Consider the following 15,241-nt stretch of genomic DNA (forward strand, 5'->3'; position numbering starts at 1 on the left):
CAGGGGTGCTAATGTCGTGAGTGAATCAGGACTATTCAGGTACGGATTCAAGGGGACACGCCCATGTTGCGGATGAGCAAGCTTGCCGACTATGCCACAGTGATCATGATCACGATGGCACGCGATCCAGAGGCCGTGAAGAGTGCCGGTAGCCTCGCCGAAACCACTGGCATCCCGGCGCCGACAGTGTCCAAGGTGATGAAGACGCTCGCGCGCGGTGGCGTGCTGGTGTCGGTACGAGGCATGAGCGGTGGCTACCAGCTGCCGCTTCCTCCACAGCGGATTACATTGTCCGACGTGATTGCAGCTGTCGACGGCCCCTTCGGGATGACCGAATGCACCGCGCTACCGGGGCTGTGCACGCAGGAGGCAGTATGCAGCGCCCGCGCCAACTGGCAGAAGGTCAACCGGCTGATATTCGATGCGCTGCGCCAGCTATCGCTGGCCGATATGGCCGGGCCGACGCTGAGCGAGGGCGACATCAGCGCGATTCACGCGCGCCGCCTCCTGCCGCCGGCACATCCAGGAATCGGCCAAACACGCGTGATTTCGGTCTCGCCACGCAAGCCGGCAACAACGCGGCCACAACGTTGAAAGCGGAGGTCAGGGATGAGTTCAACCGATTCCAGAATCGACGAATTGATCCGGAGCGAATACCCACATGGCTTCGTGACCAATGTGCGATCGGATACATTGCCGCGTGGCATTTCCGAGGACGTCGTCCGCCTGATTTCCGAAAAGAAGAGCGAACCTGATTTCATGCTCGAATGGCGCCTTGCGGCCTTCCGGCACTGGCTGACCATGAGCGAGCCCCAGTGGGCCACGGTCGATCATCCGCCCATCGACTACCAGGATATCGCGTACTACTCCTCGCCAATTGCGTCGAAGAATCGATCTAAGAGTCTGGAGGAGGTTGACCCGGAACTGCTGCGCACGTACGAGAGACTTGGTGTTCCGCTGCAGGAGCGCAAGATTCTCGCGGGCGTGGCGGTGGACGCAGTGTTCGACAGTGTGTCGGTCGCGACGACGTTTCGTGAAAAACTCGGCGCGCTCGGCATCGTATTCTGTTCATTTTCGGAAGCAGTGCAGGCGCATCCTGAACTTGTCCGGCAATATCTCGGCTCGGTGGTCCCACACACCGATAATTTCTTCGCAGCGCTGAACTCCGCCGTATTCAGCGACGGGTCGTTCTGCTACATCCCGCCGGGTGTGCGCTGCCCGATTGAGCTCTCCACATATTTCCGCATCAACGCACCGAACACGGGGCAGTTCGAGCGCACACTGATCATCGCGGACAAGGGAGCGTACGTCAGTTATCTCGAAGGGTGTACCGCACCGATGCGTGACGAGAACCAGTTGCACGCCGCGGTGGTGGAGCTGGTTGCTCTGGAGGGCGCCCAGATTCGCTACTCGACGGTGCAGAACTGGTATCCGGGCGATGCGCGCGGGCGCGGCGGCATCTACAACTTCGTGACGAAGCGTGGCGATTGCCGTGAAGCAGACTCGAAGATTTCCTGGACGCAGGTCGAAACGGGCTCCGCCATTACATGGAAATACCCGAGCGTTATCCTGCGGGGCAACAACGCGGTCGGCGAGTTCTATTCGGTGGCGCTTACCAACAACTATCAGCAGGCCGACACCGGCACGAAGATGACCCATCTGGGCCGCAATACGCGCAGCACGATCCTGTCGAAGGGCATTTCCGCCGGTCATGGCAGGAACGCCTATCGTGGGCTCGTGAAAATGGCACGCTCAGCAGAGAACGCTCGTAACTATTCGCAGTGCGATTCGCTGCTGCTTGGCGATCGATGCAGCGCGCTCACGTTTCCGTATATCGAGGTGAAAAATCCGACAGCGAAGGTCGAGCACGAGGCATCGACGTCGCGCATCGGCGAGGATCAACTCTTCTATTGCCGACAGCGCGGCCTGTCAGAGGAAGACGCGGTGTCGATGATCGTTAACGGCTTCTGCAAGGAAGTATTCAAGGAGCTGCCTATGGAGTTCGCCGTCGAAGCTCAAAAGCTTCTCGGCGTGAGTCTGGAAGGCAGCATAGGCTGACAGGGGCAAGGGTCATGCTTGAAATCAGCAACCTGAGCGTAGAGGTGGAAGGCAAGCCGATTCTGCGCGGCATTGATCTGTGCGTAAAAGCCGGCGAGGTGCACGCAATCATGGGCCCGAACGGTTCGGGCAAGAGCACGCTTGCCCACGTACTGGCCGGCCGCGAACATTACCGCGTGACGGGCGGCAGCGTGCAGTACGCGGGCCATGACCTGCTCACACTTGCACCGGAGGAACGTGCACGAGAAGGTCTTTTTCTCGCGTTTCAATACCCGGTCGAAATACCGGGCGTGAGCAACGTGTACCTGCTGAAGGCTGCGTTGAATGCGCAGCGCAAGCATGGTGGCGAGCCTGAACTGGACGCAATGGAATTCCTGCAACTGGTGAAGCAGAAAATGACGCTCATGCAGATGGATGAGAGTTTGCTGTATCGCGCGGTCAACGAAGGGTTTTCGGGGGGCGAGAAAAAGCGCAACGAGGTGCTGCAGATGGCGGTGCTGGAGCCGCGCCTCGCGATTCTCGACGAAACCGATTCAGGCCTCGATATCGACGCATTGCAGGTGGTTGCGCGGGGCGTCAACCAGATGCGCAGCGCGGACCGCGCGATCGTGCTGGTGACGCACTACCAGCGTCTGCTCGAGTACGTCGTACCGGATTGCGTGCACGTGCTTTCGCAGGGGCGCATTGCGAAATCAGGGACGCGCGAACTGGCGATGGAACTGGAACGCAGGGGCTATGGCTGGCTCGGTGCGGATGCGCCGGATCAGCCGCATTCCCGGCCGCCTGACGTGTCTTGATGCGAGACGGTCACACGCGATATCGTGAGGAGTAGACGTGAAATGACTGAAACGACGTTCGGGTACCTCCATCAGGCATTCCAGACGCTGTCGAAGACGCTGCCCGGCGCGGAACATCGCTGGTTGCGCAGCGCGCGGCGCCACGCGTTCGAGCAGTTCGAAGCGCTCGGCTTTCCCACGACGCAGCTGGAAGACTGGAAGTACACGAATGTGGCCACCATTGCGAAGCGGCCGTGGCATTTCACGTCGTCGCGCAGTGATGACCTGGATATTGCGCGCATTGTCGACGATCTCGTGCCGGACAGGACCGTGGGCCGGCTCGTATTCGTGAACGGCTGCCATATACCGAGGCTGTCGCGCGTGCCGCTCCTGGCCGAGGGCGCGTTCGTCGGCAGTTTGACGCGGGCGATCCGCGAGACGCCGGAGCGGCTCAGGGACATCATTGCGCAGCCGGCGCCGCATGATGGCTTCGAGGCGCTGAACACGGCGTTCCTGAGCGACGGATATGTGGTCCTGCTGCCGCAGGACAGTGCGATCGACGCGCCGCTTGTCATGCTGTTCCTGGCTGACGAAGCCGGCCTCGCGATGCATCCTCTCAATGTGATATTGGCGGGCGCGCGTTCGCGCTGTGCAATCGTCGAGCAGTTCGTCGGTATCGCAGATGACGCGTATCTCCTCAACACAGTGACGAAGATCGTGGCCGGCGACGAGGCGGATGTCCAGCATTGCCGCGTCCAGCAGGAGGCGCGTAGCGCCTTCCACATTGCACGCCTCGACGTCACGCAGCAGCGGGCGAGCCGCTTCACTTCACACTCGTTTGCGTTCGGCGGCGCATTGTCCCGCACCCAGATTGATACGCGGCTGCAGGCGGTCGACACTCATGCCGAACTGAACGGACTGTATCTCGTGGGCGCGAGACAGCATGTGGATCATCACACGCGCATCGATCACGAGAAGCCGCATGGTACGAGCCGGGAATACTACCGGGGGGTGCTCGACGGCGCGTCGCATGGCGTATTCAATGGCAATGTGATCGTGCGCCGGGACGCACAGCAGACCAACACGCATCAGGCGAACTACAACCTCCTGCTGTCGCGTGACGCACAGATCGACACGAAGCCTCAACTGGAGATCCACGCCGACGACGTCAAGTGCACGCATGGCGCAACCGTAGGCCAGCTCGACGAGAACCAGCTGTTCTATCTGCGCTCGCGCGGTATCGACGAACGCATCGCGCGGGCGTTGCTGATATGGGCATTTGCGCGCGACAGCGTGGAGCGCGTCAGTATCGCCGTCGTGCGCAGTGGACTGACGAAACTGCTGCTGGCGCGTACGCCGGAAGGTGAGCATGTTCGGGGGCTGATATGAGGCCAATCGAACCTGTGCACGTCCCGGACACCAATACGGTATTGCGCTGGCGAAGGGACTTTCCTATCCTGCACGAACGCATGCACGGCGCGCCGCTGGTGTATCTCGACAACGGGGCGACAACCCAGAAACCTTCGGCCGTGATCGAGGCGGAGCGCGCCTATTACGCGCACATGAATGCGAACGTGCATCGCGGCGTGCATCAGTTGTCACAGCGCGCCACCGACGCGTATGAAGCCGCCCGTGCACGGATTGCGCGCTTCGTCAATGCGGCAGGCGCAGAGGAAATCGTCTTCGTGCGCGGTACGACGGAGGCGATCAACCTTGTCGCGCAGAGCTATCTGCGGCCTGCCGCGAAACCTGGCGACGAAATCCTGATCAGCGCGATGGAACATCATTCGAACATCGTGCCGTGGCAGCTCGTCTGCGAGCAGACGGGCGCGGTCCTGAAGGTCGTCCCGATCGACGATAGCGGCGAACTCGATGTCGACGCATACGACAGCATGCTCGGCGCACGGACGCGCATGGTCGCGGTCACGCACGTGTCCAATGCGCTGGGCAGCATCAACCCGGTCGCGAGGCTGGTCGAGACCGCACACGTGCACGGTGTGCCCGTGCTGCTAGACGGTGCGCAAGCGATTGCCCATCTGCCCGTCGATGTGCGCGCGCTCGATTGCGATTTCTACGCGTTCTCGGGGCACAAGGTCTATGGACCGACTGGAATCGGCGTGCTGTACGCAAGGGCGAACCTGCTTGAAGCAATGCCGCCGTGGCAAGGCGGAGGCGACATGATCCGCTCGGTGACATTCGACAATACCGTTTATAACGACATTCCCTGGAAGTTCGAGGCTGGCACGCCGAACATCTGCGGCGCGATCGCGCTCGCGGCGGCGCTCGACTATGTAAGCGAAATCGGTCACGAACTGCTTGGCGCACATGAGGCCGACATGCTCGCGTATGCGACGGACGCGATGCGCGCGATCCCGCATCTGCGGCTGATCGGCACCGCGCACGAAAAGGCAGGCATTCTGTCGTTCGTGCTCGACCATGTGCACCCGCACGACGTCGGAACGATTCTCGATTCCCGCGGCGTCGCGGTGCGCGCCGGCCATCATTGCGCGATGCCCGTCATGCAGCGCTTTGGCGTGCCGGCAACCGTGCGCGCATCATTCGCGCTATACAACACACGAGCCGACATCGACGCGCTCGTCGAAGCAATGGCGCGCGTGCAGGAGGTGTTCGGATCATGAGCAGTCTGCGCGACCTGTACCAGGAAGTCATCTTCGACCATTACCGGCGACCGAGAAACTATCATCCGGTGCCGAACGCCAATCACAAGGCGGAAGGATATAACCCGCTGTGCGGAGACCGCATCACGTTATATCTGCGCATTGAAGACGGTGTCGTGAAAGACGCAGGGTTCGAGGGAGCAGGTTGTGCGATCGCCATTGCGTCAGCATCGCTGATGACGGAGGCGCTGAAGGGCCGCACCGAGTCGGAAGTGGAGACGCTCTTCGGATCGTTCCACGACATGGTGACGACGCCGGCGGGCGCGCCGACGCAAAGCGAGGCGGGGCTCGGCAAACTCGCGGTGCTCTCGGGCGTACGCGAGTTTCCGGCGCGCGTGAAGTGCGCGACGCTGGCATGGCATACGCTGCGCGCCGCTTTGCAGGACGAGCGCGGCACCATAACGACAGAGTGACGCGAAGCGTGCAATGAGGTGAGAAGCGATGAACGCATTCGACTGGTTGAAACGAGCCGACGCGCTGGAGCCCGGCGACGGCGATCTGCGGACGCGCGTGGTGGAAGGGTTGCGAACGGTGTTCGACCCCGAGATTCCCGTCAACATCTACGATCTGGGGCTGATGTATGACCTGGAAGTGGACGACGAAGCGGGCCACGTGGCGATCCGCATGACGCTGACTGCGCCGGGCTGCCCCGTTGCGCAGACGTTTCCCGCGACGGTCGAGGACGCGGTGTATTCGGTGTCAGGTGTGACCGGCGTACGGGTGGAACTGGTGTGGGATCCGCCGTGGACGAAAGAGCGGATGTCCGAGGGAGCACGTTTGCAACTCGGGATGCTTTGACATGTCAGCCTGGGTCGATGTCGCGGCGATGACGGATTTCCCGCCTGGTTCGGTGCGTAGTGTCGACGTAGACGGTGCACAGGTGGCGGTGTTCAACCTGGATGGCACCTGTTACGGGATCGAAGATACCTGCCCGCACGATGGTGGCATCCTGACTGGCGGTGCAGTAGAGGGCGACGTGGTGGTGTGTCCGCGGCATGGCGCGCGTTTCTGCATCAGAACGGGTAGGGTGCTTGCGCCACCGGCCTATGAAGACTTGGCGGTGTTTCCGGTGCGCGTCGAGGCCGGTATCGTGCAGGTGCGCGACGCGCGGTGGGACGGAAACGCTTTCTGAAAGGAGGGCGAGGCGGGCACCGGACCGACGAGGTATGGACCTGCTGCTACACGAATCTTGTTCTAAAGATGGAGGGGGCACGATGCCATGTCGAAACTCCATTGTCGTGGTTCACAGTAATGAAACGGGCTCCCGACCCGGGGCTTTGAAAGGCTTGAGCCGTACGTTAAAGGATGCATGCACGGCTCTGATGGGGCCGCGGCGCAGTAATGCACAGCGGCTACCCGACAAAGTCATATCAATTGACGAAGGCTCCCGAGCCAGGCCGTGACTATCGCATACGACTGAATGCCTATAATCGACTAAGCGGGGCCGGACCCGCGCACTGCGAGGTGGGCCGGGTCCGCGAGGCGGTCCATTGAGTGAGCCGCGCCATGAACTTTTTGCGCGAGGTGGATCATGCAAGGCAGTGATGCAGTCTTGAAGCAGGTGCTGGCGACCTTTGAGCGCGAATCGCACCTGATCCTGCAAAATCATCTCATCCAGATGAATTTCAGCGGCGGTACCTTGACCGTATCTGGCGAGGTGCCGGATATCGCATCCAGGAAGCGCATCATCCATCTGGCGCACTCGCTCAGCGGTGCGGCGGAGTTGGTCGACCACCTGCGCGTGAGAGTCGAGTCGCCGGTCGGTGACGGGGCCATGCGCGACAGTGTGTGTGAGCGACTCTTGCAAGCCGTGGACTTTCGCAACTGCGTGATCTGTGCGCGCGTCAAGGGGCAGGTGGAAATACTGCGCGGCACCATGGACGCTGCAGGTAACGAGGATGGCAGCGGCGCTATCGAAGTCACCGTTCAGGACGGCGTGGTGACGCTGACGGGACAAGTGATCAGCCTGTCCCACAAACGCCTGGCCGGGGTGTTCGCCTGGTGGGCCGGCAGTTGCCGCGAAGTGGTGAACCTGCTGGACGTGTTTCCAGCCGAGGAAGACAACGACAACGAAATCACCGACGCCCTGCATCTGGTGTTGGAAATCGATCCCTGCGTGCATGCCGACCAGATCACGATCAAGTCGCTGAACCACACGGTGACTCTCGAGGGTTGGGTGTCGAGCGAGGACGAGCGTCGGCGGGCGGAACAAGACGCCTGGTACCTGGACGCGATCGACCAGGTCGTCAACCGCATCGACGTGCGGGCCTGATCCATCGACAAAAACTTTCTGCCCGTGGCTTACCCTCGATGGTTTCGGCTACCCGCATTGAGAGGTTGTTGCAAAATCAGGCGTAGCGGTTCCGACGGCCTGGCGCGGCTGCAAACAGTACAGGTAGTACGGCAAGGCCGCGCCGGAGCGCCAGCCAATATCATTTTGCAACAGCCCCGGAGATGACCTGTGGCCGCAACCTCCGTGCCGATCGCCGGCATACGCAACATCGGCGTCATTGCCCACATCGATGCTGGCAAGACCACCATTACCGACCGGATTCTCTTTCATACGGGACGTACCCATCGACTGGGCTCGGTCGACAGCGGCACGACGGTGACCGACTGGATGGCCCAGGAGCGCGAGCGCGGCATCACGATCGTGGCGGCGGCCATCAGCGCGCAATGGCGCGACTGTATGATCAACCTGATCGATACCCCGGGGCATATCGATTTCACCGCCGAAGTGCAGCGCTCGCTACGGGTGCTGGATGGCGCCGTGGTGGTATTCGATGCGGTGCACGGTGTGCAGCCGCAAAGCGAGACGGTATGGCGGCAGGCCGATCGCTACCGGGTGCCGCGGCTGTGCTTCATTAACAAGATGGATCGCATCGGGGCCGACTTCGAGCGCGCGGTGACCAGCGTGCATGAGCGCCTCGGCGCACCGGTGGCGTGCCTGCAAATGCCTGTCGGCCACGAAGCGGCGTTCGAGGGCGAGGTCGATCTGCTGTCGATGCAACTGCTGCGCTGGGGGCGGCGCGGGAGGGAAAACCGGAATGCGGTCCCGTACCGGCTGAATATCGTGCGGCGGCCGAGGCCGCACGGCAGCGGCTGATCGAGTCGGTTGCCGAGGCTGACGATGAACTGCTCTCGCTCTATTTGGCAGGTGGCGAGATCAATGCGGAGCCATTACGCGCTGCGCTGCGTCGTGCCACGCTCGCCAATCGTCTGTTTCCCGTTTGCTGTGGTGCCGCGTTACGGGATATCGGCGTGCAACCGCTGCTGGACTGTGTGGTCGACTTTCTGCCGTCACCGCTCGATGTCGGCGAGGTACAGGGGACTGATCCTGACAGCGGTCGCACGATCAGCCTCGCGCCGCGCGATGAAGAACCGCTCGCGGCGCTGGTCTTCAAAATCGTCAACGACCCCTACGCCGGCCACCTGGCCTATGCGCGCATCTATTCGGGCATGGTTAGCGCCGGCATGGCGCTGCACAATGCCACCCGTAACCGCAAGGAGCGGGCAGGGCGTTTGTTGCGCATGTATGCCAATCATCGCGAAAACGTCGAGGCGCTGCACGCCGGGGAAATCGGTGCGTTTCTCGGCCTGAATCAGACCTATACGGGCGATACGCTGTGCCACGCGGAACACCCGGTAACGCTGGAAACGATCACCTTCCCGGAGCCGGTCCTGCGGGCCACGGTAGAAGCGAGAACGCTCGCCGAGCATGGCCGCATGGCCGAGGCGTTACGTCAGTTGACCGACGAAGATCCGACCCTTCAACTGAGCCTCGATGAAGACAGTGGCCAGTTGCTGGTTGCCGCCATGGGCGAACTCCACCTCGAAATCTTGCTTGACAGGTTGGAGCGCGAATACGGTGTAGGGGCGAAAATGGGGCGGCCGCGCGTGGCCTACAAGGAAACCATTACGCGCGCAGTGGCGGCTGAGGAGGGGCGTTTTGTCCACCAGACTGGCGGACATGGCCAATACGGCCACGTGATTCTTTCGCTGCACCCCGGCGCGCGCGGCTCGGGCATGCGCTTCGAAAACGCAATCACCGGCGGGGCCGTGCCGCGCCAGTTCATCCCGGCGGTGGAGCAGGGTGTGCGCGATGCCGCCGAAATCGGAGCGCTGGCAGGCTATCCTGTCACCGACATCAAGGTGCGCCTCGAAGGCGGTTCCAGCCATTCGGTCGATTCGAGCGAGTTCGCATACCGCGCCGCGGCCCTCCAGGCATGCCGCGCGGCGTTCGGCAAGGGGCGGATGGTGCTGCTTGAACCGATGTTCCGCATCGAGGTGCTGGTGCCGACTGAGTACACCGGGGCCGCGCTGGCCCAGCTCGGCGCCCGCCGCGCGGAGATCGAAGCGGTGGCGCCGCGCCCGGGCGGTGTGGAAGCGATTGTCGGCCAGGTGCCTCTCGCCGAAATGTTCGGCTACGTTACTGATTTGCGCTCGGTCACCCAGGGCCGCGGACTGTATTCCATGGAGTTCGACCACTATGCCGAGGTCGAGCTTGAAGTGGCTGGCGTATCAGCCAGGAATTAAATTAAACGGCGACACAACTTTCATCGGTCGAATTCAGTCCTGCAGGCGCCATTTCATTCGGCATCCAGACTGTGTCCGGATCATGCAACGCGCTCACGTGTAACAGCGGACGGCCTTACCGAGTCGCTTACGTATAAAGGCCCGGTTTTGCCGAAGTGCCGGGGTTATTTCAGTAAAGGTGGGCGCGCCTATTGACCCTTGAATTGAGGCGCGCGCTTCTCGAGCGTCGCGGCGAGCGCTTCGATATGGTCCTCGGTGTTGTGGCACATCCCCTGAAACACGGCACAGTGGTCGAGGAAGTCGGGTAGTTCCATGCGCTGGGCTGATTTCATCAGGCGCTTCGTTAGCCTGAGGGCTTGCGGAGGTTTTGCTGCGAGGCCCCTGGCCAACTGTTGCGCGGTATCCAGTAACTGATCTGCGCTTACGGCGTCGAGAACGATACCAAGTTCCCTGGCCTGCGCGCCGGTAAAGGTCCGGCCTGAAAACGTCAGCTCTGCGGCCCGCTGGTAGCCGACGAGTCGCTGGAGCAACCACGCGCCGCCATCGCCGGGAATGATGCCCACGTTGATGAAGGTCTCACCCATGATTGCGTCGGTTGCAGCCAGTCTCAGGTCGCACATGCAGGCGAGGTCGAAGCCCGCGCCCAATGCGGCGCCATTGATGGCTGCGATGGAAGGGACCTCGAGACGATGCATCGCCAGCGGCAGGCGCTGGATGCCTTTTCGATATCGTTGCTGGACCTCGTATACGTCTCCCCCGAAACTCCCTTCGCGATGGAACATGTGCTTGATGTTTCCGCCGGAAGAAAAGGCCTTGCCGGCACCGGTCACAATCAGGACGCCGATAGATTCCTCGGCGTTAATCCACTGAACGGTGCGTTCAATATCGTCGACGAGCTTCGTGCCAGTCAGTTCGTTACGCACATCGTCCCGGTTCAATGTCAGCATCGCGACACGCCCCTCGACGCTTAGCAACGCATCAGTCAGTTCAGGTGCAAGGGTCATTCTGGCTTCCCGGTTGAGAGTCACTGCAGGGTGGTTGCGCTGACATCTTCAAGCAGGATGCGCGCGTCAAGGATGGCTACCCCGCTGGAATAGGCCAGCACGGGGTTAAGGTCCAGTTCGGCAATTTCGGGAAACGCGGAGCAAAGCGCCGAAATGCCCATCATCAGCCTGACCAGCGCATCCTTGTCGGTCGGGGCGGCTCCACGTACCCCGTTCAGGATCTCACTGGCCCGGATCTCGGCGAGCATCCGGTGCGCATCGTCCTGGGTGAGAGGAAGCGAGCGGAACACGACGTCCTTGAGCACTTCGACCAGGATGCCGCCGAGGCCAAACATCATGACCGGCCCATAAGTCGGGTCACGCACAACCCCGATGATAATTTCGACGCCACCTTTGGGCGCCATGGGTGTCACCAGGACGCCGGTAATGTCCGGGTCTTGCACATGCTTTCGGCCGTTGACTACAATGTTTTCGAACGCTTGCCTGACCTCATCGGGACTTCCAACGTTCAGCCTGACCCCACCGACGTCCGATTTGTGGATGATGTCGCGCGACACGATCTTCATCGCGACCGGCACCGACGCGAGGCGCTCGAACGCCGCAACGGCCTCATGCGGCGACCTGGCCAGAATCGCGGGTGCCGGCATCGGGACGCCCGCATCCGCGAGCGCCTGCCGGGCTTCGTGCTCGAGCACAACCGTCCGGTGCTCGCTGCGACAGGACGCAAGGACTGTCTCGAACGCCGGCGAGCGCACCGCAAGGCTGTCCGCGTCGGCTGAGGGCTGTCTTTGCGTTTCGCCAAATTCGGCGAGAGCCAGCATGCAGCGGACTGCCAGTTCAAGCGAGTCATAGACCGGCACGCCGGCTTCACGGATACATGTCAGCGGCGCAGGTCGCAGGTCCGCATACAGACTCCCATACAGGCTATGCACGATGATAGGTTTGCCGTGCGCTTCCAGCATCCCGGCGATACGCGCCGAAGTCTGCATCTCAATGGGCGTCAGCGATTGCGAGAACCTCACGCCATACCCACCGTAGAGTCCCGTGATGAGCAGCCCGTCGACCTGAGGGTCCTCAAGCAGGATGCGCGCGCAGTCGGCAAATACCGCAGGATTCGCGTCCGTTCCCCCGGCCACATCCACCGGGTTTGCAACGGCGGCCGACGGCGGCAGGATTGCCGAGAGGCGCTGCTGCGTTTCGTGGCTCAGAGACGCCAGCGTCAGCCCCTGTTCGCTCAGGGCGTCTGCAGCAATCGTCGCATGCCCACCGCCGTCTGCCAGCACCGCCACGCGGCGCGACGCGAGCGGCTGGAGTAGCGAAAGCGCTTCAGCGAGCGACAGAATCTCGTCGGACTTGCGAGCCAGCACCGCACCCGCCTGTCGCAGAACGCCCTCGCTAACCGCGTAGTCGCCGGCGAGCGCACCGGTGTGCGACTTCGCGGAACTACGTCCGGCGCTGGTGCGACCCGACTTGTAGAGGACGACCGGCTTTCTGCGTGTCATCCGACGCAGCGCGTCCAGAAACACCCGCCCGTTGTTCATCCCCTCGACATACGCGACGACGGCCCTCGTGTTCTCATCTTCGGCGAAGTAGTCGAGATACTCATCAAACTGGATATCCGATTCGTTGCCAATACCCACGTACGTTGACAGACCGATGTGTCCATGCGCCTCGGCCTCCGTCACGAGGGAAAGCGCCATGTTCCCGGACTGCGACAGCAAGCCGATTCCACCTTTCTTCAGATTGCTGAAGCCGACAATGTTGCAGGCTTTGTGGGTATTAAACACGCCGGACGTGTTCGGCCCGACGATACGCACGTTATAGTTCTGGGCAACCCGCACCATTTCATCCTGCAGGCGCCGCCCGTCATCGCCTGCTTCGGCAAACCCGCCCGCCAGGACAACCGCCCCTTTTGCGCCCTTCCTGCCACACTGCTCGATGACCTGTGGCAGGGTCTTCGCCGGCGTGCATACCAGAACGAGGTCAACGTTGCCGGGTATGTCGCCCAGGCTCGCGTAGCATCTGAGCCCCAGGATTTCCGATTCCTTCGGATTTATCGGGTATATCGCCCCGGCGTATCCATCTTCCAGCAGCTTCTGAATGGAACGGAAGCCCCGCTTCGTCTGGTCCCTTGATGCGCCAACGACGGCAATCGAGTCCGGATAGAAAATCTCATGGAGAGCGTGGCTGCTCATCGTTATTCTCCCTTGAACACCGGTGAGCGCTTCTCGGCAAAGGAATCGATCCCTTCCTGCCAGTCTTTCGTTGTGGAGCAGAACATCATCCCCTCCAGCTCCGCTGTCAACGCTGCGTCAAGGGTGCGCTCGCCCGCGAAGTTCAGTTGTTCCTTCGCCAGCCGCATTGAGAACGGTGCCTTGCTGGCAATCTTCTGTGCAAACTCCCGCGCGCTCTGCAGAAAGCCGTCATCGGGAAACACACGGTTTGCCAGCCCGATCCGGGCGGCTTCGTGCCCGTCAATCTGCTCGCCAAGGAAAACGAGCTCGCGGGCTTTGGCCAGACCGACCAGCCGGGGGAGGAGATACGTGATGCCGCCACCAAGAAAATTGCCGATACTGATTTCAGGCAGTCCAATCTTCGCGCTCCCGGCCATCACAACGAAGTCGGAGGCAATCGCAATTTCTGCACCGGCTCCCAGTGCGAAGCCATTGACCGCCGCGACCACGGGCTTACCGAGCGTCAACAATCGCTTGCAGACTACCTGCTCGCCTCGCAGGTACTCGCGACGCTCGAAGGCGGTGCGGCCCGCCTTGTGTTCCTTCAGGTCTGCACCGACGCAGAATGCGCGCCCCTCTCCCGTAATGAGGACCACCCGTACGTCGCGGTCCGCCTCCGCCAGACTCAACGCTTCGCCTAGCTCATCGTAAAGTTGCTGGACCACCGCGTTCAGGCGATGCGGTCTGTTCAGCCTGACTTCTGCAATGCCGTCCTGCACACCGTAAATAATCGTTTCGAAAGCCATGAACGTCTCCGTCATTGCACCTTGAACAGCTCGCATACGTTGGTGGGACCTCCCTCACAGGTTGTGGCGCCGCAGACAACCACAAACGTGCAAAGCAACCTCTCTTGCCGAAAGGTGTGAATATCCCGCGATGAAGTTCGGTTGTTTGCTCTGCCTCAGCGGTCAGGACCTGGTGTGTGCCCGCGATTCACCGGCATGAATTGCTTGAATCGAAGTTCACCTTGCTGGCGCACTTCGAGTTCGACACCGGCGTCCCGAATGACGAACAGCGCGGTCGCGAGCGTGTTCTCGTCGTCCGGGTCCGCGGGGTCATCGCGGTAAATGGGCAGACCTTCCGGGGCCTGGTCGAAAAGTACCTGAAGAAGACTCGACTCGCCGACGCCGGGGAGAGCCGGAAGAAGCTCACCGAGTCGGGTCTGCCGGTCGCGGGACGATTCCGTGACAATCTGCTCCTCGTTGCCACAGCCATCGTGGATGAGGTGATTGGTGTGCCCGGACAGGCGGGGCACCTCAACAACCGAGCAGTGTTGTACCGTTGCTTCGATGCTGAGCAGACGCGGGTCCCCTACGCAACCCAGTGTATGGTGAAAGCCGCTTGCGCGCGGTACACCGTTGAGTACCTCGACCGCGGCATCAAGCGAAGCGACGTCGAGCACCGCGCGGGTGAGCACCATGCGGGGCACCCCAACCGCGGGGTGCCTGATTCGCAGGTTGTTGATAGCCTGTACCAGTCCGGCACGGTTCATTGCGAAGGTATGTCCGGGCAGGGAGCCCGGGTAGTAGAAGCTCACGAATCCGGGCTTTCCGGTTGGGCGAACGTCCACGAGCGCGCACTGATCGCCCAGATACGGGTCGCCATCTTCGTTATGCGCAATGAGCCGCTCATTGGATGACCTGGCAGCCAGTGTCGTGCAACCGTCCGGCGCGTTGTGAATCAACTCCCCCCGGCAGTTCCACAGGAACACGTCCTCGGCGGACCATCCCATACCGGCCGCCATGCCTTCGATTTCTGCGACATGGTCGGGGAACACACTTTGGGCAGCCTGGCGCAGGTCTCGCACAAACGAGTTCCCGCGCCATTGGCTGACCGCCTGCCAGGCGACACTTTGACCCATGTACGCACTCATCACCGGCCTGGCCAGCGAACCGAGTTCGTATCCGATGTCATACGGAGAGCCGGAAATGACGGAGGGAGTTAGAACCTGCATA

13 protein-coding genes and 1 pseudogene are annotated in these 15,241 nt (G+C 61.7%); 10 read left to right on the plus strand and 4 right to left on the minus strand.

Features of this window, described 5'->3' with window-relative positions; all coding sequences use genetic code 11:
- Positions 1-63: 63 nt before the first annotated feature.
- The 10 genes and pseudogenes from H1204_RS48235 to fusA all read left to right on the plus strand — a co-directional run bounded on the left by H1204_RS48235 (position 64) and on the right by fusA (position 10,048).
- The gene (locus H1204_RS48235) at positions 64-594 is read left to right on the plus strand and encodes an SUF system Fe-S cluster assembly regulator (RefSeq protein WP_180736856.1); all 531 of its coding nucleotides are present in this window, start codon (positions 64-66) and stop codon (positions 592-594) included.
- A gap of 15 nt (positions 595-609) precedes the next feature.
- On the plus strand, positions 610-2,058 hold the full coding sequence (gene sufB, locus H1204_RS48240; protein ID WP_180736857.1) for a Fe-S cluster assembly protein SufB: 1,449 nt from the start codon (positions 610-612) through the stop codon (positions 2,056-2,058).
- A gap of 14 nt (positions 2,059-2,072) precedes the next feature.
- Positions 2,073-2,855 (plus strand): Fe-S cluster assembly ATPase SufC, encoded by a 783-nt coding sequence (gene sufC, locus H1204_RS48245; RefSeq protein ID WP_180736858.1) that lies wholly within the window; start codon positions 2,073-2,075, stop codon positions 2,853-2,855.
- 42 nt (positions 2,856-2,897) lie between these two features.
- Positions 2,898-4,223, plus strand: a complete 1,326-nt coding sequence (sufD, locus tag H1204_RS48250) for a Fe-S cluster assembly protein SufD (RefSeq protein ID WP_180736859.1) — start codon at positions 2,898-2,900, stop codon at positions 4,221-4,223.
- Positions 4,220-5,473, plus strand: coding sequence for a cysteine desulfurase (locus H1204_RS48255; protein ID WP_180736860.1), 1,254 nt, complete (start codon positions 4,220-4,222; stop codon positions 5,471-5,473). Before sufD ends, H1204_RS48255 begins: the two co-directional genes overlap by 4 nt.
- Positions 5,470-5,925, plus strand: coding sequence for a Fe-S cluster assembly sulfur transfer protein SufU (gene sufU, locus H1204_RS48260; protein WP_180736861.1), 456 nt, complete (start codon positions 5,470-5,472; stop codon positions 5,923-5,925). The genes H1204_RS48255 and sufU overlap by 4 nt, the downstream gene beginning before the upstream one ends.
- A gap of 28 nt (positions 5,926-5,953) precedes the next feature.
- Complete coding sequence (locus tag H1204_RS48265; protein WP_180736862.1) at positions 5,954-6,310, plus strand: SUF system Fe-S cluster assembly protein; 357 nt, start codon at positions 5,954-5,956, stop codon at positions 6,308-6,310.
- Between the two features lies 1 nt (position 6,311).
- Complete coding sequence (locus H1204_RS48270; protein ID WP_180736863.1) at positions 6,312-6,644, plus strand: non-heme iron oxygenase ferredoxin subunit; 333 nt, start codon at positions 6,312-6,314, stop codon at positions 6,642-6,644.
- 399 nt (positions 6,645-7,043) lie between these two features.
- Positions 7,044-7,784, plus strand: coding sequence for a BON domain-containing protein (locus tag H1204_RS48275; protein ID WP_180736864.1), 741 nt, complete (start codon positions 7,044-7,046; stop codon positions 7,782-7,784).
- A gap of 204 nt (positions 7,785-7,988) precedes the next feature.
- A pseudogene (gene fusA / locus H1204_RS48280) lies at positions 7,989-10,048 on the plus strand (elongation factor G).
- A 188-nt stretch (positions 10,049-10,236) separates the two neighbouring features.
- Here fusA and H1204_RS48285 read toward each other — a convergent pair.
- The 4 genes from H1204_RS48285 to H1204_RS48300 all read right to left on the minus strand — a co-directional run bounded on the left by H1204_RS48285 (position 10,237) and on the right by H1204_RS48300 (position 15,240).
- On the minus strand, positions 10,237-11,052 hold the full coding sequence (locus H1204_RS48285; protein WP_180736865.1) for an enoyl-CoA hydratase-related protein: 816 nt from the start codon (positions 11,050-11,052) through the stop codon (positions 10,237-10,239).
- Between the two features lie 20 nt (positions 11,053-11,072).
- Positions 11,073-13,247, minus strand: coding sequence for an acetate--CoA ligase (locus tag H1204_RS48290; RefSeq protein WP_180736866.1), 2,175 nt, complete (start codon positions 13,245-13,247; stop codon positions 11,073-11,075).
- A gap of 2 nt (positions 13,248-13,249) precedes the next feature.
- Positions 13,250-14,032 (minus strand): enoyl-CoA hydratase/isomerase family protein, encoded by a 783-nt coding sequence (locus tag H1204_RS48295; RefSeq protein WP_180736867.1) that lies wholly within the window; start codon positions 14,030-14,032, stop codon positions 13,250-13,252.
- A 155-nt stretch (positions 14,033-14,187) separates the two neighbouring features.
- Positions 14,188-15,240: a C45 family peptidase gene (locus tag H1204_RS48300; RefSeq protein WP_180736868.1), complete on the minus strand. Its 1,053-nt coding sequence runs from the start codon at positions 15,238-15,240 to the stop codon at positions 14,188-14,190.
- Position 15,241 lies beyond the last annotated feature (1 nt).

Origin of the sequence: Paraburkholderia sp. PGU19 (genome assembly GCF_013426915.1) — a bacterium.
Classification (GTDB): Bacteria; Pseudomonadota; Gammaproteobacteria; order Burkholderiales; family Burkholderiaceae; genus Paraburkholderia.

What these genes read in the sequence shown, in the direction of transcription:
- H1204_RS48235 (WP_180736856.1), top strand. Translation starts at nt 64, where the DNA reads ATGTTGCGGATGAGCAAGCTTGCCGACTATGCCACAGTGATCATGATC.
- sufB (WP_180736857.1), top strand. Translation starts at nt 610, where the DNA reads ATGAGTTCAACCGATTCCAGAATCGACGAATTGATCCGGAGCGAATAC.
- sufC (WP_180736858.1), top strand. Translation starts at nt 2,073, where the DNA reads ATGCTTGAAATCAGCAACCTGAGCGTAGAGGTGGAAGGCAAGCCGATT.
- sufD (WP_180736859.1), top strand. Translation starts at nt 2,898, where the DNA reads ATGACTGAAACGACGTTCGGGTACCTCCATCAGGCATTCCAGACGCTG.
- H1204_RS48255 (WP_180736860.1), top strand. Translation starts at nt 4,220, where the DNA reads ATGAGGCCAATCGAACCTGTGCACGTCCCGGACACCAATACGGTATTG.
- sufU (WP_180736861.1), top strand. Translation starts at nt 5,470, where the DNA reads ATGAGCAGTCTGCGCGACCTGTACCAGGAAGTCATCTTCGACCATTAC.
- H1204_RS48265 (WP_180736862.1), top strand. Translation starts at nt 5,954, where the DNA reads ATGAACGCATTCGACTGGTTGAAACGAGCCGACGCGCTGGAGCCCGGC.
- H1204_RS48270 (WP_180736863.1), top strand. Translation starts at nt 6,312, where the DNA reads ATGTCAGCCTGGGTCGATGTCGCGGCGATGACGGATTTCCCGCCTGGT.
- H1204_RS48275 (WP_180736864.1), top strand. Translation starts at nt 7,044, where the DNA reads ATGCAAGGCAGTGATGCAGTCTTGAAGCAGGTGCTGGCGACCTTTGAG.
- H1204_RS48285 (WP_180736865.1), bottom strand. Translation starts at nt 11,052, where the DNA reads ATGACCCTTGCACCTGAACTGACTGATGCGTTGCTAAGCGTCGAGGGG.
- H1204_RS48290 (WP_180736866.1), bottom strand. Translation starts at nt 13,247, where the DNA reads ATGAGCAGCCACGCTCTCCATGAGATTTTCTATCCGGACTCGATTGCC.
- H1204_RS48295 (WP_180736867.1), bottom strand. Translation starts at nt 14,032, where the DNA reads ATGGCTTTCGAAACGATTATTTACGGTGTGCAGGACGGCATTGCAGAA.
- H1204_RS48300 (WP_180736868.1), bottom strand. Translation starts at nt 15,240, where the DNA reads ATGCAGGTTCTAACTCCCTCCGTCATTTCCGGCTCTCCGTATGACATC.